This window comes from Cryobacterium mannosilyticum (assembly GCF_004402705.1).
GTDB classification, from domain to species: Bacteria; Actinomycetota; Actinomycetes; order Actinomycetales; family Microbacteriaceae; genus Cryobacterium; species Cryobacterium mannosilyticum.
The window spans coordinates 17,998-40,281 of record NZ_SOFM01000023.1 but is presented as its reverse complement, the minus strand read 5'-3'; the positions used below and the strand labels follow the sequence as shown (position 1 = coordinate 40,281).

Here is a 22,284-nt window from a genome sequence, read left to right as displayed (position 1 = left end):
CGTGACCACCTACCTGCTCGCCGGCGGCGGCACCGCCGGCCACGTCAACCCCCTGCTCGCGGTCGCCGACACGATCCGGAGCCGGGAACCCGACGCCACCGTGATCGTGCTGGGGACGCGCGAAGGCCTCGAATCCCGGCTCGTTCCGGCCCGCGGCTACGAACTCGTGATCGTGCCCCGGCTGCCATTCCCGCGACGCCCGAACCGGCAGGCGCTCACCTTCCTCAGCCGGCTGAACCACGCGGTCGCCAACCTCACCGCCCTGATCCGAGACCGCAAGGTCGACGTGGTCGTCGGTTTCGGCGGCTACGTCTCCACCCCCGCCTACCTCGCCGCCCGGCGTGCGGGCGTGCCGATCGTCATCCACGAGGCGAACTTCCGGGCCGGCCTGGCCAACCGGCTCGGCGCCTGGTTCACCGGTTTCGTCGGGGTGGCCTTCCCCGGCACCCGGATCCGCCACGCGCGGGTCGTGGGGATGCCGCTCCGCCCCGAAATCGAACGGCTCGACCGTGCGGCGGCACGCCCGGAGGCGCTGTCGGCCTTCGGCCTGGACCCCGACCGACCCACCCTGCTCGTCACCGGCGGTTCGCTCGGCGCCCGCCGGCTCAACAACACGGTCCTGCAGTCCGCCCCCGACCTGATCACGGCCGGCTGGCAGGTGCTGCACATCACCGGGGAGAAGTCCGAGGTGGCCGACCCCGGGCTGGACCACTACCGGATGATCGCCTACTGCGACCGGATGGACCTCGCCCTGTCGGTGGCCGACTTCGCCGTCTCCCGGGCCGGGGCCGGCACGGTCTGCGAACTGAGCGCCCTGGGGATCCCGGCCGTCTACGTGCCGTACCCGGTCGGCAACGGCGAGCAGCGCTTCAACGCCGCCGACGTCGTCAGGGCCGGGGGAGGGATCCTCGTCGACGACGCGGACTTCGTCCCCGAGTGGGTGCGGGCCGAGCTCCTGACGGTGCTCACCGACCGAGCCCGGGTCGCGCGGATGGGCGCCGCCGCGGCATCCGTCGGCGGACGGGACGGGTCGGCCCGGATGGCCGACTTCATCCGGAGTGCCCTCGCCTGAGCCGGCCGCCGACCCCGGCCGTCGTCAATCCGGCATTCGGCGGCGACGGCGCGTAACGTAGTTCCCGCACACCCAGCATTTGTCTCCAACCGAGAAGAGCGCAGCAACCGTGATCAAGCCCGACCTGAACCTCATCATTCCGCGCGACCTCGGAACGGTGCACTTCGTGGGCATCGGCGGGTCGGGGATGAGCGGGATCGCGCGCCTGTTCATCGACGCCGGCCACACCGTCACCGGATCCGACGTGCGCGAGTCCGACAACGTCCTCGCCCTGCGGAAGCTCGGCGCGCGCATCGCGATCGGGCACGCCGCCGAGAACGTCGGCGCCGCGGACACCCTCGTCGTCACCGGGGCGCTCTGGCAGGACAACCCCGAATACGTCCTGGCCAAGGAACGCGGGCTGCCGGTGCTGCACCGGTCGCAGGCCCTCGCCTGGTTGATCCAGAAGCACCGCCTCGTCGCCGTCGCCGGCGCACACGGCAAGACCACCTCCACCGGCATGATCGTGACCGGCCTGCTCGGCATCGGCCAGCACCCCAGCTTCGTGAACGGCGGCGTGATCGAATCGCTCGGCGTGTCGGCGGCCAGCGGCACCGATGACCTCTTCGTCGTCGAGGCCGACGAATCGGACGGGTCGTTCCTGCTCTACAACACCGCAGTCGCCCTCGTCACCAACGTCGACCCCGACCACCTCGACCACTACGGGTCGCTCGAGGCGTTCGAGGCTGCCTTCGTGGAATTCGCCCAGAAGGCCACGGAGTTCGTCGTCATCTCCTCCGACGACGACGGGGCCGTCAGCGTCACCGGCAAGCTCGAGGGCAAACGGGTCATCACGTTCGGCGAGGCCGCGGACGCAGATGTGCGGGTGCACTCCGTGGTCACCGAGGGGCCGGTGGGCTTCGGCGTCGCCTGGGCCGGGCAGGACTACTTCGCCACGCTCCGGATCCCCGGCCGGCACAACGCCATCAACGCGGCCGGCGCGTTCGCGGTGCTCGTCGGGCTCGGCTTCGAGCCGGCCGCCTCCCTCGCCGCGATCTCCGAGTTCGGCGGCACGGAACGCCGGTTCGAACTGCACGGCACCGTCAACGGGGTCAGCGTCTACGATGACTACGCGCACCACCCGACCGAGGTGGCCGCGGCCCTCGCCGCCGCGCGCACCGTGGTCGGCGCGGGGCGCATCATCGCCGTGCACCAGCCGCACCTCTACAGCCGCACCCGGCTGTTCGCGCGCGAATTCGCCGACACCCTCGAGAAATTCGCGGACCAGACCGTCGTCCTCGGCGTCTACGGCGCCCGCGAGGACCCGGAGCCCGGAGTGACCGGGGCGCTCGTCTCCGAAAAGTTCCACGACCCGTCCCACGTCGCCTATGTGCCGGACTGGCAGGAAGCGGCCGACTACGTCGCCAGCATCGCCCGCGACGGCGACTTCGTCGTCACCCTCGGCTGCGGCGACGTGTACCGCATCGTTCCCCAGCTCCTCGGCTCGCTCGAAACGGCCCGCGGATGACCCGCACCTCGGCATGAAGCGGCCCCAGGGCTTCGACCAACCGGCCGCGCCCGAACCCGCCCGCCCGGCCGCCGTCCGCACCCGCGGCCCCCGGCGGACGACGAAACCCGGGTCCAGCACCGCCGGCCGTGCAACGGACGCCCGTCCCGCACCCGGCCGTACGCCCGGCTCCCCGGCCGCCTCCGATCAGACCTCGACCGAACCGATCGTGCTGCCCGCGCCGGGCGCCCGGCGCGTCGCCCCCGTCTGGCCGCTCCGACGCCCGACGGAGACGGTCGACTCGCCGGCGATCCAGGGAATCACCCGACCGGATGCCGCGCCCGGCCTGCCCGCGACGCCGGCTGCGACGCCGCCCGCCGATGCGCCGCTCACCCCGGCCGGCGCCCGCCGGAAGTTCCGTGCCGCGCGCCGGGCCCGCAAGCTGTATGAGCGTGAGGAGGTGCGCCGCTTCACCTGGCGGTCACGCCGCCGGCGCACCATCTGGCTCGTCTCGCTCGGCATCATCGCGGCGCTGGGCGGATTCGTCCTGATCGGCGCGTACTCGCCGCTGATGGCCCTCAAGACCATCGAGGTCGTCGGGGCCGACCGCGTCCCGTCGGCCGAGGTGCAGGCGGCGCTCGGCGAACAACTGGGCACCCCGCTGCCGCTGGTCGATTTCAGCAAGGTGAAGAAGGAACTGTCCAGGTTCACCCTGATCCGCAGCTACGTCACCGAGAGCCGCCCGCCCGGGACCCTCGTCGTGCGGATCGTCGAACGTGAGCCGATCGGTGCCGTCGTCACCCCGGCGGGCTTCGACCTCGTCGATGCCGCGGGCGTCGTCATCCAGAGCGGGACCGAACGGCCGGCCGGCTATGCGACGATCACCGCGCGCTCCGGCGCCGGCAGCACCGGCTTCCAGGCGGCCGCGGCCGTGATCATGGCGCTGCCGGACGGCATCCGCGGCCAGCTGGACACGGTCACCGCGGCGACGAAGGACGACGTCACCCTCACTCTCGTCGGCGGCGCGCGCGTCGTCTGGGGGAGCGCGGAGAAGTCCGAGTACAAGGCCGTGGTGCTCGCCGCCCTGGTCGTGAGCCACCCGGTCGGCAGCGTCGGCGAATACGACGTGTCCTCGCCCGACAGCGCCGTTCTGCGCTGACTTTTCGCGACACGCGGGCGCGCCTCCCCGAGCCGTGCGAACTGGCGCATAACTTCGAGATCAGGAATTGCATACTCAGCATAACTTTAAACTTCGAGTAAAGGTTTAGAGTTCCACCGGAGGCCGGACGTGTCAACAACAAATCAGAACTACCTCGCAGTCATCAAGGTTGTTGGAATCGGTGGCGGCGGTGTCAACGCCGTCAACCGCATGATCGAGCTTGGCCTCCGCGGGGTCGAGTTCATCGCCATTAATACGGATGCCCAGGCCTTGCTGATGAGCGACGCCGACGTCAAGCTCGACGTCGGCCGCGACCTCACCCGCGGCCTCGGCGCGGGAGCGGACCCCGAGGTCGGCCGTCGCGCCGCCGAGGACCACGCCGAAGAGATCGAAGAGGCGCTGGCCGGCGCCGACATGGTCTTCGTCACGGCCGGTGAGGGCGGTGGAACCGGAACCGGCGGCGCCCCCGTCGTCGCGCGGATCGCCAAGTCCATCGGCGCGCTCACCATCGGTGTCGTCACCAAGCCGTTCGGCTTCGAGGGCAAGCGCCGCCAGGCCCAGGCCGAGGCCGGCGTCGCCTCGCTCAAGAACGAGGTCGACACCCTCATCGTCGTGCCGAACGACAGGCTGCTGGAAATCAGCGACCGTGGGATCAGCATGCTGGAGGCGTTCGCCACGGCCGACCAGGTTCTCCTCGCCGGCGTGCAGGGCATCACCGACCTGATCACCACCCCCGGTCTGATCAACCTCGACTTCGCCGACGTCAAGTCGGTCATGCAGGGCGCCGGTTCGGCGCTGATGGGCATCGGTTCCTCCCGCGGCGCCGACCGCGCGATCAAGGCTGCCGAACTCGCGGTCGCCTCCCCGCTCCTCGAGGCCTCGATCGACGGCGCGCACGGCGTGCTCCTCTCGATCCAGGGTGGCTCCAACCTCGGAATCTTCGAGATCAACGACGCCGCCCGGCTCGTGCAGGAGGCCGTCCACCCCGAGGCCAACATCATCTTCGGTGCGGTCATCGACGACACTCTTGGCGACGAGGTGCGGGTCACCGTCATCGCCGCGGGCTTCGACGGCGGCGAGCCCGGCGCGAAGGCGGTCGAGGTCCGCCGCGCCGACCTGGTCGCGGCAGGCGTGGCAGCCGGCGTGAGCTCGTCGGCCGGCGGGGCATCCGCCGGCTCCGGCAGTGACTCGGCGCAGTACGAGGTCGACGAGGCGGCCGGTTCCTCGGTCTGGTCCGGCGTCGAGCCCGGTGCGGCCGTGGCCGACCCGGCCTTCGAGGAAGACCCGGACGACCTGGACATCCCCGACTTTCTCAAGTAAGCAGACGGCGACCAGATGAACGACCCGGACGTGGTTCCCGGGGGGCCGGCCGAGCCGGACCTCCGGGAGCGCCTCACCCTCGTGCGAGGGAGGATCGCCCAGGCGGCTGCCTTCGCCGATCGTGACCCCGGTGAGATCACCACCATCGTCGTCACCAAGTTCCACCCCGTCTCGCTGATCGAGGAGCTGCACGCCCTGGGCGTGAACGACGTCGGCGAGAACCGGCACCAGGAGGCCCAGGCCAAGGCCGAGGCGCTGTCCGCACTCGGCCTGACCTGGCACTTCGTGGGCCAGGTCCAGGGCAAGAAGGCCAGGCAGGTGCGGGCCTACGCGCAGGTCATCCACTCCGTCGACCGCCCGTCGCTGGTCGACGCCCTCGCCTCCGACGAGTCCACGGTCGACTGCTTCGTGCAGGTGAACCTCACGGACGACCCGGCCCGCGGCGGCGTGGCACCCCCTGACCTGGACTCCCTCCTCGAGCGCGTGCAGGCCACCGCGGGGCTGCGACTCCTCGGCCTGATGGCCGTGGCTCCGCTCGGCGCCGAACCGCGCCGGGCGTTCGCCCGCGTGCGTGAGCTCGGCGAGCAGGCCAGACGCGTCGCACCCGAGGCGAAGTTCCTCTCGATGGGGATGTCGCAGGACTACCCCGACGCGATCAGCGAAGGGGCGACACACCTTCGAATTGGCACGGCAATCACCGGGAATCGCCCGGTACTCGGTTAATCTGAGAACGTAAGAATCATCAACCCGGAGGTCGAGATGTCCAACCCGCTCAAGAAAACCATGGTTTACCTGGGTCTGGCAGACGAAGAGCTGGAATACGAGGCGCCTGCGGCTGCCCCGGCCGGCAATTCGAACTCCGCCGTGGCACACTCGGCCAATGCGCACTCCGCCGCTCCGAAATCCGCCGCGCCCCACTCGGCCGCCGGGGGGTCGTCGCACTCCGGCGCCACCCACGGTTCGGCCGGCCGTGCACCGGTGACGCCGCTGCGCAAGACCTCCACCCCCAAGAATGTGGCTGCCTCAGAAATGAATGAAATCCTCACCGTCCACCCGCGCCAGTACAAAGACGCCCAGGCGATCGCCGAGTCCTTCCGAGACGGGATCCCGGTCATCATCAACCTGTCGCAGATGAGCGATGCGGATGCCCGGCGCCTGATCGACTTCGCCAGCGGCCTCTCGCAAGGCCTGTACGGCAAGATCGAGCGCGTCACGGCCAAGGTCTTCCTGCTTTCCCCGTCACACGTCGTCGTCTCCGGGGACAATGCGGGTGAAGAGCCCGACGCCGAGGCGTCGTTCTTCGCGCAGTCGTAAACCTCCCCGTGTTCGTCGTTTCACTGCTCGGCACGGTCGCGTACTACGCCCTGCTGCTCTACTTCTTCGTCATGTGGGGTCGGTTCATCGTCGACCTGGTCCGCAGCGTCAATCGGGCCTGGAGGCCGACGGGGTTCGTCCTCGTGCTCGTCGAGCTCGTCTACTCGGTCACCGACCCGCCGGTTCGCTTCTTCCGCCGGATCATGCCCCCGCTCCGACTCGGCCCGATCGCGTTCGATTTCGGCTGGAGCCTGACCATGCTCTGCGTCATCGTGGGAATGTGGATCGCCGGGGCCCTCGTTCGGGTCTGAATACCGCCCAGCACCGTCGAGGCATGTATTCTTGACCGGTGGCGTACCGGGCCGACGCGGAGCGACATGGGTCGGTCCTTGGTACGTTGGTAGAACTCAATCAGAAATGTTCGCAAACTCAAGTTTAAAGGGTGGAAAGCCATGGCGCTAACTCCGGAAGATGTAGTCAACAAGCGGTTCCAGTCGACGAAGTTCCGTGAAGGATACGATCAGGACGAAGTAGACGACTTCCTCGACGAGGTCGTTGTCGAGCTGCGTCGCCTCACCGCGGAAAACGAGGAGCTCCGAGCTCGCGTCTCCGGTGGCGGAACGGCCGAGCCCGTTGTCCTGGCCGAGGCCGTCAAGGCTCCTGAGGTCGTTGCAGAGCCCACCCCGGCTCCCGTCGTCGCTCCGGTCGTCCCGGTTGCCGCCGCGGTCGCAGAGCCGGTCGATGAGACCGCAGGCACCACCAACCTGCTCCAGCTGGCTCGCCGTCTGCACGAGGAGCACGTCAAGGAGGGTGCCGAGAAGCGTGACGCGCTCATCGCCGAAGGCCACGCCACTGCCGCCCGTCTGGTCGCCGAGGCCGAGGCCAAGCAGCGCGCCCAGATCAACGCCCTCGACAAGGAGCGTTCGGTCCTCGAGAACAAGATCGAAGACCTGCGCACGTTCGAGCGCGAGTACCGCCAGAAGCTGAAGAGCTACATCGAGAGCCAGCTCCGCGACCTCGACGCCACCTCCCCGGTCGGCGCGAACGCCGGCAGCGACTCGGGCAACGCTCCGAAGCCGAGCTTCCAGGGCTTTGGCGCCTAAGGACGGAGCGAAGAAGCGCTCCAGCGCGCTTGTCGTTCTGGTCCTTGTCGCGCTGGGCATCTACGCGCTGGACCAAATCAGCAAGTACCTTGTCGTCACCGGCCTCGCCGAGGGTGACACCGTCCGGGTTCTGAACGATGTGCTGCAACTGCACTTCGTCCGGAACCCGGGCGCTGCGTTTTCCCTGGCAACCGGGATGACCTGGATCTTCTCGATCATCGCGGTCGCCGTGGTGGTGTTCATCGTCTGGTTCGCCGGTCGCATCCGTTCCCTTGCCTGGGGACTGGTCTTCGGACTCCTGCTGGGCGGCGTGCTCGGAAACCTGACGGACCGGCTGCTGCGGGAACCGTCCTTCGGCCTCGGACACGTGGTGGACTTCATCTCGACCCCCTGGCTCATCCCGGCCATCTACAACGTCGCGGACATGTCGATCGTGACGAGCATGATCATCTTCATGTGGCTCACCATCCGTGGCGTCGGCCTGGACGGCCGCCGGGGAGCTGCCACGGAAGGCGGCGCCCCGGCATCCGGAACCCCCGATTCCGCTGCTCCGACCCCCACCCAGTTAGCACCCTGACTCACCCATGGAAACACGCTCTCTTCCCCTTCCCGACGGCCTCGACGGCGTTCGCGTCGACGCCGGCATCGCCAAGCTGTTCGGGTTCTCCCGGAGCTTCGCGGCCGAGGTCGCCGAGGCCGGCGGGGTGGAACTGAACGGCGCCGTCGTCGGCAAGTCCGACCGGCTGCACGGCGGAGCGTGGCTGGAGGTCAACTGGCAGCCGCGTGAGGCCCTCACCATCGTGCCGATCCCGGTGCCTGACCTGTCGATCGTGCACGACGACGAGAGCATCGTCGTCGTCAACAAGCCCTCCGGTGTCGCCGCGCACCCCAGCGTCGGCTGGACCGGGCCGACCGTGCTCGGGGCGCTCTCGGCGGCCGGGTACCGGATCGCGACCTCCGGCGCCGCCGAACGCGCGGGCATCGTGCACCGCCTGGACGTGGGCACCAGCGGGCTGATGGTCGTCGCCAAGTCGGAGGCGGCCTACACGGCCCTCAAGCGGGCCTTCCACGACCGGGAGGTCGAGAAGATCTACCACGCGGTCGTCCAGGGACACCCTGACCCGCTCGCCGGCACCATCGACGCCCCTCTCGGGCGCCACCCTCGCTCGGACTGGAAATTCGCCGTCGTCGCCGGCGGCAAGGATTCGATCACCCACTACGAGACCCTCGAGGCGTTCCGCTCGGCGTCACTGCTGGAGGTGCACCTGGAGACCGGGCGCACCCACCAGATCCGGGTGCACATGGCCGCCCAGCGGCATCCGTGCGTCGGCGACGCCATGTATGGGGCCGACCCGTCGATCACCGCCCGGCTGGGCCTGACCCGGCAGTGGCTGCACGCGAAACAACTCGCCTTCCACCACCCCGACTCACGCGAGTGGGTCACCTTCAACGCCGACTACCCGGACGACCTCGCTCACGCGCTCGACGTGCTGCGTGACGCCTAGCCCGCAGCGACCACTCTCAACACCTCGGAGCCGTCTTGTCCCCTCAGAATAAGTCGGGTGGATCGAAGGATTCGTTCGTCCACCTGCACGTGCACAGTGAGTACTCGATGCTGGACGGTGCGGCGCGGGTCAAGCCGCTGATCAACGCGGCAGTCGAGCAGGGCATGCCCGCCGTCGCGATCACCGACCACGGCAACGTGTTCGGTGCGTTCGATTTCTGGCGCACCGCCACCGAGGCCGGCATCAAGCCGATCATCGGCACCGAGGCGTACATCACCCCCGGCACCGACCGCCGGGACAAGACCCGGGTGCGGTGGGGCACCAACGGGCAGAACCGGGACGACGTCGGTGGGGCCGGTTCGTACACGCATATGACGCTGTTGTCCGAGACCACCGCGGGCATGCACAATCTGTTCCGGCTGTCGTCGAAGGCCAGTCTGGAGGGCTACTACTTCAAGCCCCGGATGGACCGCGAGCTGCTCTCCGAGTTCTCCGCCGGGTTGATCGGAACGACGGGCTGCGTCGGTGGCGAGGTGCAGACCCGCCTGCGCCTCGGCCAGTACGAGGAGGCCAAGAAGGCCGCCGGCGACTTCCAGGACATCTTCGGCAAGGAGAACTTCTTCTGCGAGATCATGGACCACGGCATCGACATCGAGCGCCGCACCATGACCGACCTTCTCAAACTCGCCGGCGAACTGAAGCTCCCGCTCGTGGCCAGCAACGACCTGCACTACACCCACGCGCATGATGCGACCGCCCACGCGGCCCTGCTCTGCGTGCAGTCGGCTTCGACCCTCGACGACCCGAACCGGTTCAAGTTCGACTCGGACGAGTTCTACCTCAAGACCGCCGCGCAGATGCGGCACATCTTCCGCGACCACCCGGAATCCTGCGACAACACCCTGCTGATCGCCGAGCGCTGCCAGGTGGAGTTCAACACCCAGGCCAACTACATGCCCCGGTTCCCGTGCCCGGAGGGCGAGAACGAGGAGAGCTGGTTCGTCAAGGAGAACGAGATCGGGCTGGCCAAGCGCTACCCGAACGGCATCCCGGCGGACGTGCGCAAACGCGCCGATTACGAGATCGGCATCATCATCCAGATGGGCTTCCCGGGCTACTTCCTGGTCGTGGCCGACTTCATCATGTGGGCCAAGCAGCAGGGCATCCGGGTGGGGCCCGGCCGTGGCTCGGGCGCCGGTTCCATGGTGGCGTACGCGATGGGCATCACGGACCTCGACCCGCTCGTGCACGGGCTGATCTTCGAGCGGTTCCTGAACCCCGACCGCGTCTCCATGCCCGACTTCGACGTGGACTTCGACGAGCGCCGCCGCGGCGAGGTCATCCACTACGTCACCGAGAAATACGGTGAGGAACGCGTCGCCCAGATCGTCACCTACGGCACGATCAAGGCCAAGCAGGCCCTGAAGGACGCGTCCCGGGTGCTGGGATTCCCCTTCGGCATGGGCGACAAGCTCACCAAGGCCATGCCGCCGGCGATCATGGGCAAGGACGTGCCGCTCACCGGCATGTTCGACAAGGACCACCCGCGGTATCGTGAGGCGGCCGACTTCCGCGCCGTGATCGAGTCCGACCCGGAGGCCCGCACCGTCTTCGACACGGCCCTCGGGCTGGAGAACCTCAAGCGCCAGTGGGGAGTGCACGCCGCCGGCGTGATCATGAGTTCCGACCCGCTGATCGACATCATCCCGATCATGAAGCGGGAAGCGGACGGCCAGGTCGTCACACAGTTCGACTACCCGGCCTCCGAGGCCCTCGGCCTGATCAAGATGGACTTCCTCGGGCTGCGCAACCTCACCATCATCGACGACACCCTCGACAACATCGCGGTGAACCGCGGCCATCGGCCCGTGCTCGAGGAGCTCGGGCTCGACGACCCGGCCGCCTACGAACTGCTCGCCCGCGGCGACACCCTGGGCGTGTTCCAGCTCGACGGCGGCCCCATGAGATCGCTGCTGCGGCTCATGAAGCCTGACAACTTCGAAGACATCTCCGCCGTGATCGCGCTGTACCGGCCGGGTCCCATGGGCGCCAACTCACACACCAACTACGCGCTCCGCAAGACCGGACAGCAGGAGATCATCCCGATCCACCCTGAGCTCGAGGAAGCGCTCCGGGACGTCATCGGCACCACCTACGGCCTGATCGTGTACCAGGAGCAGGTCATGTCGATCGCGCAGAAGCTGGCCGGGTTCTCCCTCGGCCAGGCCGACCTCCTGCGCCGCGCCATGGGCAAGAAGAAGAAGTCCGAGCTGGACAAGCAGTTCGAAGGCTTCTCCGGCGGGATGAAGGCCAACGGCTACTCGATGGACGCCGTGAAGACGGTCTGGGACATCCTGCTGCCGTTCTCCGACTACGCCTTCAACAAGGCCCACTCGGCCGCCTACGGGGTGCTCTCCTACTGGACCGCGTACCTCAAGGCCAAGTACCCGGCCGAGTACATGGCGGCCCTGCTCACCAGCGTCGGCGACTCCCGCGACAAGCTGGCCCTCTACCTGAACGAGTGCCGGAGGATGGGCATCCAGGTTCTGCCGCCCGACGTGAACGAGTCGATCGGCTACTTCGCGGCCGTCGGCACCGACATCCGGTTCGGGATGGGAGCGGTGCGCAACGTCGGCTTCAACGTCGTCGACGCCATCCGGCTCACCCGCACGGAGAAGGGCGCGTTCGAGTCGTTCCACGATTTCCTGCGCAAGGTGCCGATCCAGGTGGCCAACAAGCGCACGGTCGAGTCGCTGATCAAGGCCGGCGCCTTCGACTCGCTCGGCGCGACCCGGCGCGGCATGGTCGAGATCCACGAGGCCGCGGTCGAATCCGCCGTCAAGATCAAGCGGGACGAAGAGCACGGAATGGTCGGCTTCGACTTCGACAGCCTGTTCGACGACCCTCAGGAGACCGAACAGGTGCCCGACCGCCCGGAGTGGAGCAAGAAGGAGAAGCTCGCCTTCGAGCGCGACATGCTCGGCCTCTACGTCTCCGATCACCCGCTCGCAGGGCTCGAAATCCCGCTGGCCAAGCACGCCAGCACCACCATCGTCGACCTGATGGCCTCTGACCAGACCCAGGATGCCGACACCGTCACGATCGCCGGCCTGATCACCAGCGTGCAGCACCGGATCGCGAAGAAGTCGGGCAACCAGTACGGCATCATCCAGGTCGAGGACTTCGGCGGGGAGATCGCCGTGATGTTCATGGGCAAGGCGTACCAGGAGTTCGCCCAGGACCTGATCAGCGACTCGATCGTGGTCGTGCGCGGCCGGGTGAGCATGCGGGACGACGGAATGAACCTGCACGCGTACAGCATTTTCGCGCCCGAGCTGGGCCAGGCCTCCGACTCCGGCCCGCTGGCCATCACCGTGGCCGAGGCCCGGGCGACGACCGACACGGTCACCGCGCTCGGCGAGGTGCTCGGGCGCCACGGCGGCAGCTCGGAGGTGAGGCTCAAACTCGTCAAGGGTACGACCGCCCGGGTGTTCGAGCTGCCGTTCCGGATCACGATCAGCGCCGACCTCTTCGGGGAGCTGAAGAGCCTGCTCGGGCCCTACTGCCTCACCTGACGCAGGGTTGTAGCCTTGGACCATGACAAGGCGCGCCAGGGAACCGATCTACAGCACGGCCATCGGGGCAGGGCGGGCCGTGTTCGGTCTGTTGCGCCTCAGGCCGTCGGTCACCGGGCTCGCCAACCTTCCGGACACCGGGGGAGCGGTCCTGGCCGTCACCCACTTCGGCTATGCGGACTTCGCACTCGTCGAGTGGATGACCTGGCACCGGAACCGGCGGCACATCCGTTTCCTGGCCAAGAAGGGCGCGTTCGACCAGCCGCTCGTCGGCCCGCTGCTGCGGGGTATGCGCCACATCTCCGTCGACATGAAGGCCGGGGCGGCAGCCTACGTCCAGGCGGTCGAGGCACTTCGCGCCGGTGAACTTCTCGGCGTGTTCCCGGAGGGCGGTGTGAACGCATCCTTCACCGTGCGGTCACTCAAATCGGGTGCCATCCGGATGGCGGCGGAGGCAGGGGTACCCGTCGTGCCGATCGCGGTCTGGGGCGGGCACCGCCTGCTGACCAAGAACCACAAGCCGTCGCTGCGGGACGCCTTCCGGGCGCCGATCGGATTCGCGATCGGGGAGCCGATCCAGGTGCCGGCCGACGCGGATGCGCATCAGCTCACCCTGCTCCTCCATGAGACCCTGCAGTCCCTCGTCGACGGCCTGCAGGAAAGCTACCCGGAGGAGGGCGCCGGCGCCTGGTGGCAGCCCAAGCACCTGGGCGGCAGCGCGCCGACCCCGGAGGAGGCCGCGATCGTCGAAGCGGAGCGCCGCCGGCTGCGCGACCTGCCGCCGGTCTGAGTCGCCGGGTCGGTTCGCCAGGGTCAGATCGGCAGGGTCAGACCTCGGCTCCCGGCACCCGGTAGGCGCGCTCGTGGTAGAGCAGGGCATCGTCGTTCTCGCCCATGCCGCCCTCTTCGATCTGCACGATCACGACCGCGCTGTTGTGCACGAGTACCCGGTCGACGATCCGACCGACCATCCACGACGTCACCCCGGTGAGCACGGGCAGCCCGTGCGGGCCCGGCGTCCAATGGTCGCCGACGAAACGCTGTTCCTGAGGCCCTGACAGCTTCTGGGCGAGGGCGCGGTTGCGTGCCCCGAGGATATGGATGACCACCCGGTCGTTCGCCGCGATGGCCGGCCAGGTGCTGGCCGAACGCGCCATGTTGAACGTGGCCAGCGGTGGCACGGACGAGAGGGACGCCAGGGACGTGGCGGTGAACCCGAGCGGTGTGCCGTCTTCGCTGCGCGAGGTGATGACCGCGACCCCCGCGGCATGGCGGCGGAACGCGTGTTTGAAGGCCGCGAGGTCCTGGGGCGCGTTCGGGTCGCCCTCCAGCGGAGGTGCGGCTGTGGCGGGCGTGGTGGCGGGCGATGTTTCTGGTGCCTCGGTGTCGTTCATGGTTCTTGAATCAAGCTCCTCGCCAGCCAGCCTATTCCCGTACACCGGGAGGTTCGTCGCTAGGCTGGTCAGAGATGATCCAGACTATTGACCTTCGGGGCACCAGGCCCACTCCCGCCGACCTGCTGGCTGCCGTGCCGCGCGCGGCCACCAGCGTGACCGTCGCCAGCGACGTCGCCGCTGCCTTGATCGACGACGTGCGCGCCAGGGGAGAGGCGGCGCTGCTCGACCAGGCCGAGCGCCTGGACCGGGTGCGTCCCGCCCACGTCCGGGTTCCGGCGAGCGAGATCGCGGAAGCCGTGGCCGGGCTCGATCCCGACGTGCGCACCGCCATCGAAGAGACGATCCGCCGGGTAAGGATCGCGAGCGCCGCGCAGGTGCCCCCGCGCGTCACCACCACGATCGCCGACGGCGCTGTCATCACCCAGCGCTGGCAGCCGGTCAACCGGGTGGGGCTCTATGTTCCCGGCGGCAAGGCCGTCTACCCGTCCAGCGTCGTGATGAACGTCGTGCCGGCCCAGGTCGCCGGCGTCTCGTCGCTCGCACTGGCCTCGCCGCCGCAGAGCGACCACGCCGGTCGGGTGCACCCCACGATCCTCGCCGTCGCCGGGCTGCTCGGCGTGCACGAGATCTACGCCATGGGCGGCGCGGGCGCCGTCGGCGCCTTCGCCTACGGCGTCCCCGGGCTCGGCCTCGACCCGGTCCAGCTCGTCACCGGTCCCGGCAACGTCTATGTCGCCGCCGCGAAACGCCTCGTGCGCGGGGTCACCGGGATCGACTCCGAAGCCGGGCCGACCGACATCCTGGTGATCGCGGATGCCGCCGCCGACCCGCGGCTCGTGGCGGCGGACCTGGTCAGCCAGGCCGAACACGACGAGCTGGCGGCGGCCGTGCTCGTCACCGATTCCGCCGCGCTTGCGGATGCCGTCTCCGCCGGCCTCGACGACCTGGCCAGGACGACCACTCACAGCGTACGGGTCACCGCGGCGCTCTCCGGACGCCAGTCCGCGATCGTGCTCGTCGACGACCTGGCCGCGGCCGCCGCATTCAGCAATGCGTTCGGACCCGAGCACCTCGAGATCCAGACCGAGGACCCGCAGGCCGTGCTCGAGCTGATCGACAACGCGGGGGCCATCTTCCTCGGCCCGTATTCCCCCGTCAGCCTGGGCGACTACGTCGCGGGCTCGAACCACGTGCTGCCGACCGGCGGCCAGGCCAGGTTCTCCTCCGGACTGGGGGCGTACACCTTCCTCCGGCCGCAACAGGTCGTCGACTACAGCCGGGAGGCACTGCTCGCGGTCGCCGGCCACATCGCCGCCCTCTCCGATGCCGAGGCGCTGCCCGCCCACGGCGACGCCGTCACGGCACGGTTCAGCGCCGGCGCGGAACGGTAGGCTGGGCCAAATGTTCTGCCCCTTCTGCCGCCACCCGGACTCCAGGGTCATCGACTCGCGCACGAGCGACGACGGACTGTCGATCCGGCGCCGGCGCCAGTGCCCCGAGTGCGGGCGCCGGTTCAGCACCACCGAGACCGCCAGCCTGAACATCATCAAGCGCAGCGGGGTCGTCGAACCGTTCAGCCGGGACAAGATCGTGTCCGGGGTGCGCAAGGCCTGCCAGGGTCGACCGGTCACGGACTCTGACCTGGCCATGCTCGCCCAGAAGGTGGAGGAGACCATCCGTCAGACCGGCGCCTCCCAGGTGGACGCGAACGACATCGGCCTGGCCATCCTCCCGCCGCTGCGCGACCTGGACGAGGTCGCCTACCTGCGCTTCGCCAGCGTGTACCAGGGCTTCGACTCGCTCGAGGATTTCGAATCCGCGATCGCCCAGCTGCGCACCGGGCACGTCGATGGGCTCGGCACCGACCCTGGGGACTCCTCCGCCCAGGCGCCGACCGGCACGGCGGAGTTCTAGGCCGTGTACCCGTTCTTCTTCACGGCCGTGCTCTCCCGGCTCGACCCGGAACGCGCGCACCATCTCGCCTTCAGCGTGATCCGGGCACTCCCCGCCCTCGGAATCGGGCGTCTGGTGCGCCGGTTCACCGCGCCGGCGCCCGGCCACGGCGTCGACGCGCTCGGGTTGCACTTCGACTCGCCGTTCGGCCTGGCCGCCGGGTTCGACAAGGACGGCAAGGCCGTGATCGGCCTCGGCCAGCTTGGTTTCGGCCATGTCGAGGTCGGCACGATCACGGCCGTCGCCCAGCCCGGAAACCCGAAGCCGCGCCTCTTCCGACTGATCACCGACCGTGCCGTGATCAACCGGATGGGCTTCAACAACGACGGAGCAGCGGCGGCGCGGGAGCGCCTCGCCCGGGTTCTGGCCGTTCCCGGCCGCCCTGTGCTCGGCATCAACATCGGCAAGAGCCGCGTCACCGCGGTCGAGGACGCCACCGCCGACTATCTGGCCGGCGCCGCGCTCCTCGCGCCCCTGGCCGACTACCTGGTCGTGAACGTGAGTTCACCCAACACACCGGGACTGCGCGGGCTCCAGGAACTCGACCAGCTGGCGCCGCTCCTGCGCGCGGTGCAGGCGGAGGCCGCCGGAACGCCGCTGCTGGTCAAGATCGCCCCCGACCTCAGCGACGAGGAGGTCACCCGGATCGCCGAACTCGTGGTCGGCCTCGGCCTCGACGGCATCATCGCGACGAACACGACCATTTCGCGGGAGGGCCTGGTCACGGATGCCGCCACGGTCGCCGCCGCCGGGGCAGGCGGCCTCTCCGGGGCCCCGCTCCACGCCCGGTCCCTGGCCGTGCTGCGCCTGATCCGTGCCTCCGTGCCCCCGGAGCTGTGCGTCATCTCGGTCGGCGGCGTCGAGACGGCGGAGCAGGTCGCCGAGCGCCTCTCGGCCGGAGCGACCCTGGTGCAGGGCTACACGGCGTTCCTCTATCGTGGCCCGCTCTGGGCGCGCCAGATCAACCGCGGGCTGGACCGCATCCGCGCCGCGGAAGCAGGCTGGACGCAAGCAGGCTGGACGAAAGCAGGCTAGAGCAGGCCCTGTTCGGCCAGCTGGGCGGCCAGGCTGGACCCGTCGGGTCCGTAGACCCACCGAGGATCGTGCTTCTCGTCGACGGCGTCCTTGGCCCGGCGTCCGGCCAGGACGGCCTCACTCGGGGACAGCTGCCGGATCAGTACGGCCTCGACGCTGCCGGGGAAGTCACGCTGGAACTCGCTGTAGATGGCCTCGTCGTGCTGGCCGTCGTCCCCGATCAGGATCCAGCGGATCTCCGGGAACTCCTGGGCGAGCCGGCGCAGATTGGCGCGCTTGTGCTCCTGCCCGCTCCGGAACCAGCGGTCGTGGGTGGGACCCCAGTCCGTGAGCAGGAGCGCCCCGGCCGGGTAGAGGTTGCGGGAGAGGAAACGGGTCAGCGTGGGGGCGACATTCCACGCCCCGGTCGAGAGGTAGACCATCGGGGCACCCTCGGCCGTGGCCGCCAGCCGGTCGAGCAGCACCGCCATCCCGGGGGTGGGCACGCGGGCATGCTCGTCGAGCACGAACGTGTTCCAGGCCGCCAGCAGAGGGCGGGGGAGCGTCGTGACCATGACGGTGTCGTCGACATCGGAGATGATCCCGTGGTGAACAGTCGGGGCGACGATGAAGAGAGGCGCTTCGACCGGGGTGGACGCATCCGCGTGCACCTCCGTGTGCAGCCGCGCCACATGCCAGCCGGGGGCCAGGCTCACCCGCACCACGGTGTCCACGACGCCACCGCGGTCCGCCTGCACCCGATGCACCTGGCCGTTGATCTCAATGGTCACGGTCACGTCGTTGACCGGCACACTGGTGAAACTGCGCCAGCCGCGGATGCCGGCGTCACGCCGGTCGGAACGCCAGCGGAGCCGGGTGCTGGCCGGCTTGCGCGGCCTGGCCGGCTTGGCCAGGAGCACACGGCAGAGGATCCGCACCCACCCGGTCGACCCGTAACCGGTGTACGGAATGACCGTGGGCAGGTAGCCGCGCTTGCGGGCGAATCCTTCGCGGGTCCCGTGCAGCCAGTCCTCGATGCGCGCCGCGCGGTGCATCATCATCGCAGGGGTGACCGTGGTCGGTACTCGGGATGACTTCGGCACAGTCCCTAGTCTGGCATGCGCAGCGACCGCGCGGCGCGGCGCGGCCCCCAATCCGGGGCAGATGCCTGTCGCTGGCAAACGAGCGGGACTCAGCAACATAGGATTGGGGCCTACTTCAAGGAGGACAAGTGTCACTCAGTGACCTTTTCGGTGGGGATCCTGTCGTGTCGGGCCAGCAGGTGCGGATCGAACCCACGCAGCAGCGCAGCACCGCCCGTCTGTCAGGGCTGCTCGATGCAGCCGCCGTCGTCGTGGACGAGGTGGGGTTCGACCGCATCACGACCGCGATGGTCGCTGAACGCGCGGGGGCGTCGATCGGCACTGTGTACCGGTACTACCCCGACCGGGTGGCGGTATTGCAGGCGCTGCGCGAACGCGCGGTGCTGCGGTTCCGGCAGCGCGTGGTCGAGCAACTCCGCACGAGCGGGCCGGAGAACTGGTGGGATGCCGTCGACTGCGCCGTCACGGCGTTCGTCGACCTGTACCGCTCGGAGCCCGGTTTTCGGATCGTGCACTTCGCGGACCGGGAACGCACCCCGATCAGCGGCAGCGAGGACCTCGAATCGGGCTACTTCGCCCGTCAGCTGGCGGGCGTGCTCGCCGAGGAGTTCGGCCTGCACGGTGGCCCTGAACTGATTTTCCGGCTCGAGGTGACAGTCGAGATGGCGGACTCGATCCTCTCCCGCGCCTTCCACAGCGACCCGAACGGCGACGAACGCTTCATCGCGGAGTGCCGCCGGGTCATGCGCGACTACCTGGTCGGCTACTACGGGCCGGTCGCGGCCAGCGTCTGACGAGTCGGCGCTGATGAGTCGGCGCTGACGAGTCGGCGCTGACCAATCGGCGCTACCCGTTTCGCCGTCAGCGGATAACATTCTGCAATCCATTGTGCCGTTCCGCGTCGAAGGATGGTTGTGTTAACCCTCTGGCACGTGTTGATGCGACTTCAGGCGAGGAATGAGCCACTTCTATGATCGAGTTCCGCTCGGTGAGCAAACAATTCCCGGACGGCACCCTGGCCGTCGATGACTTCAGCCTCACCCTCCCCTCGCACCGGACCACGGTCCTGGTCGGATCGTCCGGGTCGGGGAAGACGACCCTGCTGCGGATGATCAACCGGATGGTCGACCCCACGGCCGGCTCGATCGAGATCGACGGGGTCGACATCGCCTCCCTCGAACCGGTGAAGCTCCGCCGCAGCATCGGCTATGTGATGCAGAACTCGGGCCTGCTCCCGCACCGCAAGGTGGTCGACAACGTCGCGACGGTGCCGTTGCTGCGTGGCGTGCCGAGTAAGAAGGCCAGGGCCGACGCCCTGGCCATGCTCGACACGGTCGGTCTCGACCGGGCCCTGGCCGATCGGTACCCGAGCCAACTGTCCGGCGGGCAGCAGCAGCGCGTCGGCGTGGCCAGGGGGCTCGCGGTCAATCCCAACATCCTGCTGATGGACGAGCCGTTCGGCGCCGTGGACCCGATCGTGCGCGCCGAACTGCAGCAGGAGCTCATCCGGCTGCAGACCGAACTCGGTAAGACCGTGGTCTTCGTCACCCACGACGTCGACGAGGCGTTCCTGCTGGGCGATCAGGTCGTCATCCTCCAGGAGGGCGGCCTGATCGCCCAGATCGGCTCGCCCGCCGACATCCTGGCCCACCCGGCGAACGACTTCGTCGCCAGTTTCATCGGCGCCGACCGCGGCAAGCGCGCGCTGCATGTCGAACGACACGACGGTCGTGATGTGCTCGTCGACAGCGACGGCCGCCTGGCCGGCGTGCTCGTCGGCGACTCCGCCCCGGGGCAGGTCGGGGTCTCCCGGTGACCTGGGTCTGGGCGAACCTCGACCTCATCTGGGATCGCACCCTCGATCACCTCATTCTCAGCGTGCCCCCGATCATCCTCAGCTTCGTGATCGCACTGCCGCTGGGCTGGCTGGCCAATCGCTTCCGGATCAGCCGGGGCGTGATCCTGACGGCGAGCGGGCTCCTCTACGCCATCCCCTCGTTCCCGATGTTCATCGTGCTGCCGGCGCTCGTCGGCACGACGCTGCGGTCCCCGCTCAACCTGGTCATCGCCCTCACCATCTACGGCGTGGCCCTGATGGTGCGCGTGGTCGCGGACGGACTCGCCTCCGTCGACGCCGACGTGCAGCGCTCGGCCGTGGCGGTCGGGTTCTCGGCCTGGACCAACTTCTGGCAGGTGGAGCTCCCGCTGTCCGGCCCGGTGTTGCTGGCCGGGCTCAGGGTCGTGGCGGTCAGCACCGTGAGCCTGGCCACGGTGGGTGCGGTGATCGGGGCGCAGAGCCTCGGCTCCCTCTTCACCGACGGCTTCCAGCGCGGCATCCAGGCCGAGATCATCACCGGCATCGTCGCGACCGTACTGCTCGCCCTGCTGCTTGACGGGGCGCTGGTCGCCGCCGGACGGCTGGCACTGCCCTGGACCCGGGTGCGGAAGGACGTCAAGGCGGATGCGCGGCTCCGGCTGCCCGTCGAGGTGACCCCGTGAACATCTTCGCCGACGCCCTCGGCTGGATCCTCGACCCGGCCAACTACGCCGGACCGGGCGCGATCCCCGTGCGCGTGCTCGAGCATCTCGGCTTCACCTTCCTGACCCTGGTCGTCGCCTCGGCCATCGCCATCCCGTTCGGCTTCGCGATCGGGCACACCGGCCGGGGACGCGGCCTGGCCGTGGCGACGAGCGGAGGGCTGCGCGCCATCCCGACCCTCGGGCTGCTGACCCTGGTGGCGCTCTGGGTCGGAATCGGCCTGGGTGCCCCCTACGTCGCCCTCACCGTGCTCGCGATCCCCCCGATCCTCGCCGGTGCGTACGCCGGATTCGAGGCCATCGACCGGGGTGCGATCGACGCGGCCCGAGCCGTCGGCATGTCGGAGGCGCAGGTCCTGACCCAGGTCGAGATTCCGCTGGGCCTGCCCCTGCTGATCGGTGGTCTCCGCTCCGCCGCGCTCCAGGTCGTGGCCACCGCCACCCTCGCCGCCTACGTCGCGGACTTCGGCCTCGGCCGGTACCTGTTCGCCGGGCTGAAGACCCGCGACTACGCGGAGATGCTCGGCGGCTCCATCCTCGTCATCCTGCTCGCCCTCGCACTCGAGGCCGTCTTCGCCACGATCCAGCGGGTCGTGGTCCCACGCGGTGTCGCCACGACCCGCCTCCCAGTCGACCGGGCCAGGTCAGCCAGACCGCGCCCGGGGATGGAACCCGCCATCACGAAAGGAAACCCCTAATGTTCACAGTGAAAAGAGGCCGGCTCGCGGCAATCGCCGCGGTCGCGGTTGGGGCCGTCGTAGCCCTTGCAGGGTGTGCGTCCGGCGATCCGCTGGGCGCCGGAAGTACCACCTCGGGCGACTCGAAGACCCTCGTGGTCGGCTCGCAGGACTACTACTCCAACGAGATCATCGCCGAGATCTACGCCCAGGCGCTCGAGGCCAACGGCGTCACCGTCGACCGGCAGTTCCGGATCGGCCAGCGCGAGGTCTACCTGCCCGACATCACCGGCGGCAAGATCGACGTCTTCCCCGAATACACGGGCAGCCTGCTGCAGGCTCTCGACAAGAAGGCGGCCGGCGGCACGGCAGACGAGACCTATGCCGAACTCGAGAAGGCCCTGCCGTCCGGCCTGGGCGTGCTCGACCAGGCTGCCGCGACCGACCAGAACTCGTGGACCGTCACGCAGGCCTTCGCCGCGAAGTACAAGCTCACCGACATCGCGTCGCTGAAGAACGTGACCGAGCCGATCACGGTCGGCGGCAACTCCGAGCTGGAGACCCGCCCGTACGGACCGACCGCGCTCAAGGAGAAGTACGGCATAGTGACCGCCGGGTTCAAGCCGGTCGAGGACAGCGGCGGACCGCTCACGGTCAAGGCCCTCGTCGACGGCGACATCCAGCTGGCGAACATCTACACCGCCGACCCGAACATCAAGTCGAACAAGCTCGTCGCCCTGACCGACCCCGACGGGTTGTTCTTCCCGGACAACGTCGTACCTGTCGTGTCGAAGAAGGTCGACGACAAGGCCGCCGCGGTGCTCAACAAGGTCAGCGCCGCGTTGAGCGCCGAAGACCTGGTGAGCATGAACTCGGAGAGCAAGAACGACCAGAAGTCCGCGAAGGCGATCGCGGCCGACTGGCTCACGCAGGCGAACCTCTTCTAGTCCCTGCGGGTGACCAATTCGACGGACATTTTCGGTTTGCGTGCCTGATTTGGGGCAAAACCGCCCCAAAATGCGAAAATGTCCGTCGAATTCGACGGGGCGCGCGGAGCCGGGCAGCCGG

The 22,284-nt window shown here is 69.0% G+C and carries 22 protein-coding genes; 20 read left to right on the top strand and 2 right to left on the bottom strand.

All coding sequences use genetic code 11. The features are described 5' to 3' along the window. Window position 1 precedes the first annotated feature (1 nt). The 12 genes from murG to E3O32_RS08260 all read left to right on the top strand — a co-directional run bounded on the left by murG (window position 2) and on the right by E3O32_RS08260 (window position 13,324). Window positions 2–1,072: an undecaprenyldiphospho-muramoylpentapeptide beta-N-acetylglucosaminyltransferase gene (gene murG / locus E3O32_RS08315; RefSeq protein WP_134508461.1), complete on the top strand. Its 1,071-nt coding sequence runs from the start codon at window positions 2–4 to the stop codon at window positions 1,070–1,072. A gap of 109 nt (window positions 1,073–1,181) precedes the next feature. Beyond that, window positions 1,182–2,579: a UDP-N-acetylmuramate--L-alanine ligase gene (gene murC / locus E3O32_RS08310; protein ID WP_134508602.1), complete on the top strand. Its 1,398-nt coding sequence runs from the start codon at window positions 1,182–1,184 to the stop codon at window positions 2,577–2,579. Window positions 2,580–2,592: 13 nt separating this feature from the next. Then, window positions 2,593–3,717 (top strand): cell division protein FtsQ/DivIB, encoded by a 1,125-nt coding sequence (locus E3O32_RS08305; protein WP_134508459.1) that lies wholly within the window; start codon window positions 2,593–2,595, stop codon window positions 3,715–3,717. Window positions 3,718–3,846: 129 nt separating this feature from the next. Further along, window positions 3,847–5,037: a cell division protein FtsZ gene (ftsZ, locus tag E3O32_RS08300; RefSeq protein WP_134508457.1), complete on the top strand. Its 1,191-nt coding sequence runs from the start codon at window positions 3,847–3,849 to the stop codon at window positions 5,035–5,037. Window positions 5,038–5,052: 15 nt separating this feature from the next. Next, window positions 5,053–5,760, top strand: coding sequence for a YggS family pyridoxal phosphate-dependent enzyme (locus E3O32_RS08295; RefSeq protein ID WP_134508455.1), 708 nt, complete (start codon window positions 5,053–5,055; stop codon window positions 5,758–5,760). 36 nt (window positions 5,761–5,796) lie between these two features. After that, the gene (locus E3O32_RS08290) at window positions 5,797–6,351 is read left to right on the top strand and encodes a cell division protein SepF (RefSeq protein WP_134508453.1); all 555 of its coding nucleotides are present in this window, start codon (window positions 5,797–5,799) and stop codon (window positions 6,349–6,351) included. 8 nt (window positions 6,352–6,359) lie between these two features. Continuing rightward, a complete protein-coding gene (locus E3O32_RS08285; protein ID WP_134508451.1) occupies window positions 6,360–6,662 on the top strand; it encodes a YggT family protein in 303 nt (100 codons plus the stop codon). Between the two features lie 141 nt (window positions 6,663–6,803). Further along, window positions 6,804–7,454: a DivIVA domain-containing protein gene (locus tag E3O32_RS08280; protein ID WP_134508449.1), complete on the top strand. Its 651-nt coding sequence runs from the start codon at window positions 6,804–6,806 to the stop codon at window positions 7,452–7,454. Further along, the gene (lspA, locus tag E3O32_RS08275) at window positions 7,444–8,031 is read left to right on the top strand and encodes a signal peptidase II (RefSeq protein ID WP_134508447.1); all 588 of its coding nucleotides are present in this window, start codon (window positions 7,444–7,446) and stop codon (window positions 8,029–8,031) included. The genes E3O32_RS08280 and lspA overlap by 11 nt, the downstream gene beginning before the upstream one ends. Window positions 8,032–8,038: 7 nt before the next feature. Continuing rightward, on the top strand, window positions 8,039–8,959 hold the full coding sequence (locus tag E3O32_RS08270; protein WP_134508445.1) for an RluA family pseudouridine synthase: 921 nt from the start codon (window positions 8,039–8,041) through the stop codon (window positions 8,957–8,959). A 107-nt stretch (window positions 8,960–9,066) separates the two neighbouring features. Continuing rightward, on the top strand, window positions 9,067–12,534 hold the full coding sequence (gene dnaE, locus E3O32_RS08265) for a DNA polymerase III subunit alpha (RefSeq protein ID WP_134508600.1): 3,468 nt from the start codon (window positions 9,067–9,069) through the stop codon (window positions 12,532–12,534). A 22-nt stretch (window positions 12,535–12,556) separates the two neighbouring features. Next, window positions 12,557–13,324 (top strand): lysophospholipid acyltransferase family protein, encoded by a 768-nt coding sequence (locus tag E3O32_RS08260; RefSeq protein WP_134508443.1) that lies wholly within the window; start codon window positions 12,557–12,559, stop codon window positions 13,322–13,324. A gap of 37 nt (window positions 13,325–13,361) precedes the next feature. Here the strand turns inward: E3O32_RS08260 and E3O32_RS08255 are convergent, their stop codons facing one another. After that, window positions 13,362–13,928, bottom strand: coding sequence for a flavin reductase family protein (locus E3O32_RS08255; protein WP_134508441.1), 567 nt, complete (start codon window positions 13,926–13,928; stop codon window positions 13,362–13,364). Window positions 13,929–14,002: 74 nt separating this feature from the next. On the opposite strand from E3O32_RS08255, the gene hisD reads away from it, so the two are divergent. The 3 genes from hisD to E3O32_RS08240 are packed head-to-tail and all read left to right on the top strand — an operon-like array spanning window position 14,003 to window position 16,919. Continuing rightward, window positions 14,003–15,322: a histidinol dehydrogenase gene (hisD, locus tag E3O32_RS08250; RefSeq protein WP_134508439.1), complete on the top strand. Its 1,320-nt coding sequence runs from the start codon at window positions 14,003–14,005 to the stop codon at window positions 15,320–15,322. A gap of 10 nt (window positions 15,323–15,332) precedes the next feature. Then, on the top strand, window positions 15,333–15,845 hold the full coding sequence (nrdR, locus tag E3O32_RS08245; RefSeq protein ID WP_134508438.1) for a transcriptional regulator NrdR: 513 nt from the start codon (window positions 15,333–15,335) through the stop codon (window positions 15,843–15,845). A gap of 3 nt (window positions 15,846–15,848) precedes the next feature. Next, complete coding sequence (locus E3O32_RS08240) at window positions 15,849–16,919, top strand: quinone-dependent dihydroorotate dehydrogenase (protein ID WP_134508436.1); 1,071 nt, start codon at window positions 15,849–15,851, stop codon at window positions 16,917–16,919. On the opposite strand, the gene E3O32_RS08235 is transcribed toward E3O32_RS08240, so the two are convergent. Beyond that, the gene (locus E3O32_RS08235; RefSeq protein WP_420898103.1) at window positions 16,916–17,959 is read right to left on the bottom strand and encodes an App1 family protein; all 1,044 of its coding nucleotides are present in this window, start codon (window positions 17,957–17,959) and stop codon (window positions 16,916–16,918) included. The two genes, E3O32_RS08240 and E3O32_RS08235, sit on opposite strands and share 4 nt — an antisense overlap. Window positions 17,960–18,129: 170 nt before the next feature. On the opposite strand from E3O32_RS08235, the gene E3O32_RS08230 reads away from it, so the two are divergent. The 5 genes from E3O32_RS08230 (at window position 18,130) to E3O32_RS08210 (ending at window position 22,163) form a co-directional block, all read left to right on the top strand. Then, window positions 18,130–18,795 (top strand): TetR/AcrR family transcriptional regulator, encoded by a 666-nt coding sequence (locus E3O32_RS08230; protein WP_134508434.1) that lies wholly within the window; start codon window positions 18,130–18,132, stop codon window positions 18,793–18,795. Between the two features lie 176 nt (window positions 18,796–18,971). Beyond that, window positions 18,972–19,817 (top strand): ABC transporter ATP-binding protein, encoded by an 846-nt coding sequence (locus E3O32_RS08225; RefSeq protein WP_134508432.1) that lies wholly within the window; start codon window positions 18,972–18,974, stop codon window positions 19,815–19,817. Then, on the top strand, window positions 19,814–20,500 hold the full coding sequence (locus E3O32_RS08220) for an ABC transporter permease (RefSeq protein WP_134508430.1): 687 nt from the start codon (window positions 19,814–19,816) through the stop codon (window positions 20,498–20,500). The genes E3O32_RS08225 and E3O32_RS08220 overlap by 4 nt, the downstream gene beginning before the upstream one ends. Beyond that, entirely contained in the window at window positions 20,497–21,237 is a 741-nt protein-coding gene (locus E3O32_RS08215) for an ABC transporter permease (RefSeq protein WP_134508428.1), read from the top strand. Before E3O32_RS08220 ends, E3O32_RS08215 begins: the two co-directional genes overlap by 4 nt. Further along, the gene (locus E3O32_RS08210; protein WP_198417540.1) at window positions 21,237–22,163 is read left to right on the top strand and encodes an ABC transporter substrate-binding protein; all 927 of its coding nucleotides are present in this window, start codon (window positions 21,237–21,239) and stop codon (window positions 22,161–22,163) included. Before E3O32_RS08215 ends, E3O32_RS08210 begins: the two co-directional genes overlap by 1 nt. Window positions 22,164–22,284: the final 121 nt, after the last annotated feature.

Coding starts and splice junctions, on each gene's coding strand:
- E3O32_RS08295 (WP_134508455.1), top strand. CDS start 5,053: ATGAACGACCCGGACGTGGTTCCCGGGGGGCCGGCCGAGCCGGACCTC.
- E3O32_RS08255 (WP_134508441.1), bottom strand. CDS start 13,928: ATGAACGACACCGAGGCACCAGAAACATCGCCCGCCACCACGCCCGCC.
- nrdR (WP_134508438.1), top strand. CDS start 15,333: ATGTTCTGCCCCTTCTGCCGCCACCCGGACTCCAGGGTCATCGACTCG.
- hisD (WP_134508439.1), top strand. CDS start 14,003: ATGATCCAGACTATTGACCTTCGGGGCACCAGGCCCACTCCCGCCGAC.
- dnaE (WP_134508600.1), top strand. CDS start 9,067: ATGCTGGACGGTGCGGCGCGGGTCAAGCCGCTGATCAACGCGGCAGTC.
- E3O32_RS08290 (WP_134508453.1), top strand. CDS start 5,797: ATGTCCAACCCGCTCAAGAAAACCATGGTTTACCTGGGTCTGGCAGAC.
- E3O32_RS08305 (WP_134508459.1), top strand. CDS start 2,593: ATGAAGCGGCCCCAGGGCTTCGACCAACCGGCCGCGCCCGAACCCGCC.
- E3O32_RS08270 (WP_134508445.1), top strand. CDS start 8,039: ATGGAAACACGCTCTCTTCCCCTTCCCGACGGCCTCGACGGCGTTCGC.
- E3O32_RS08210 (WP_198417540.1), top strand. CDS start 21,237: ATGTTCACAGTGAAAAGAGGCCGGCTCGCGGCAATCGCCGCGGTCGCG.
- E3O32_RS08260 (WP_134508443.1), top strand. CDS start 12,557: ATGACAAGGCGCGCCAGGGAACCGATCTACAGCACGGCCATCGGGGCA.
- E3O32_RS08225 (WP_134508432.1), top strand. CDS start 18,972: ATGATCGAGTTCCGCTCGGTGAGCAAACAATTCCCGGACGGCACCCTG.
- E3O32_RS08235 (WP_420898103.1), bottom strand. CDS start 17,959: ATGATGATGCACCGCGCGGCGCGCATCGAGGACTGGCTGCACGGGACC.
- E3O32_RS08280 (WP_134508449.1), top strand. CDS start 6,804: ATGGCGCTAACTCCGGAAGATGTAGTCAACAAGCGGTTCCAGTCGACG.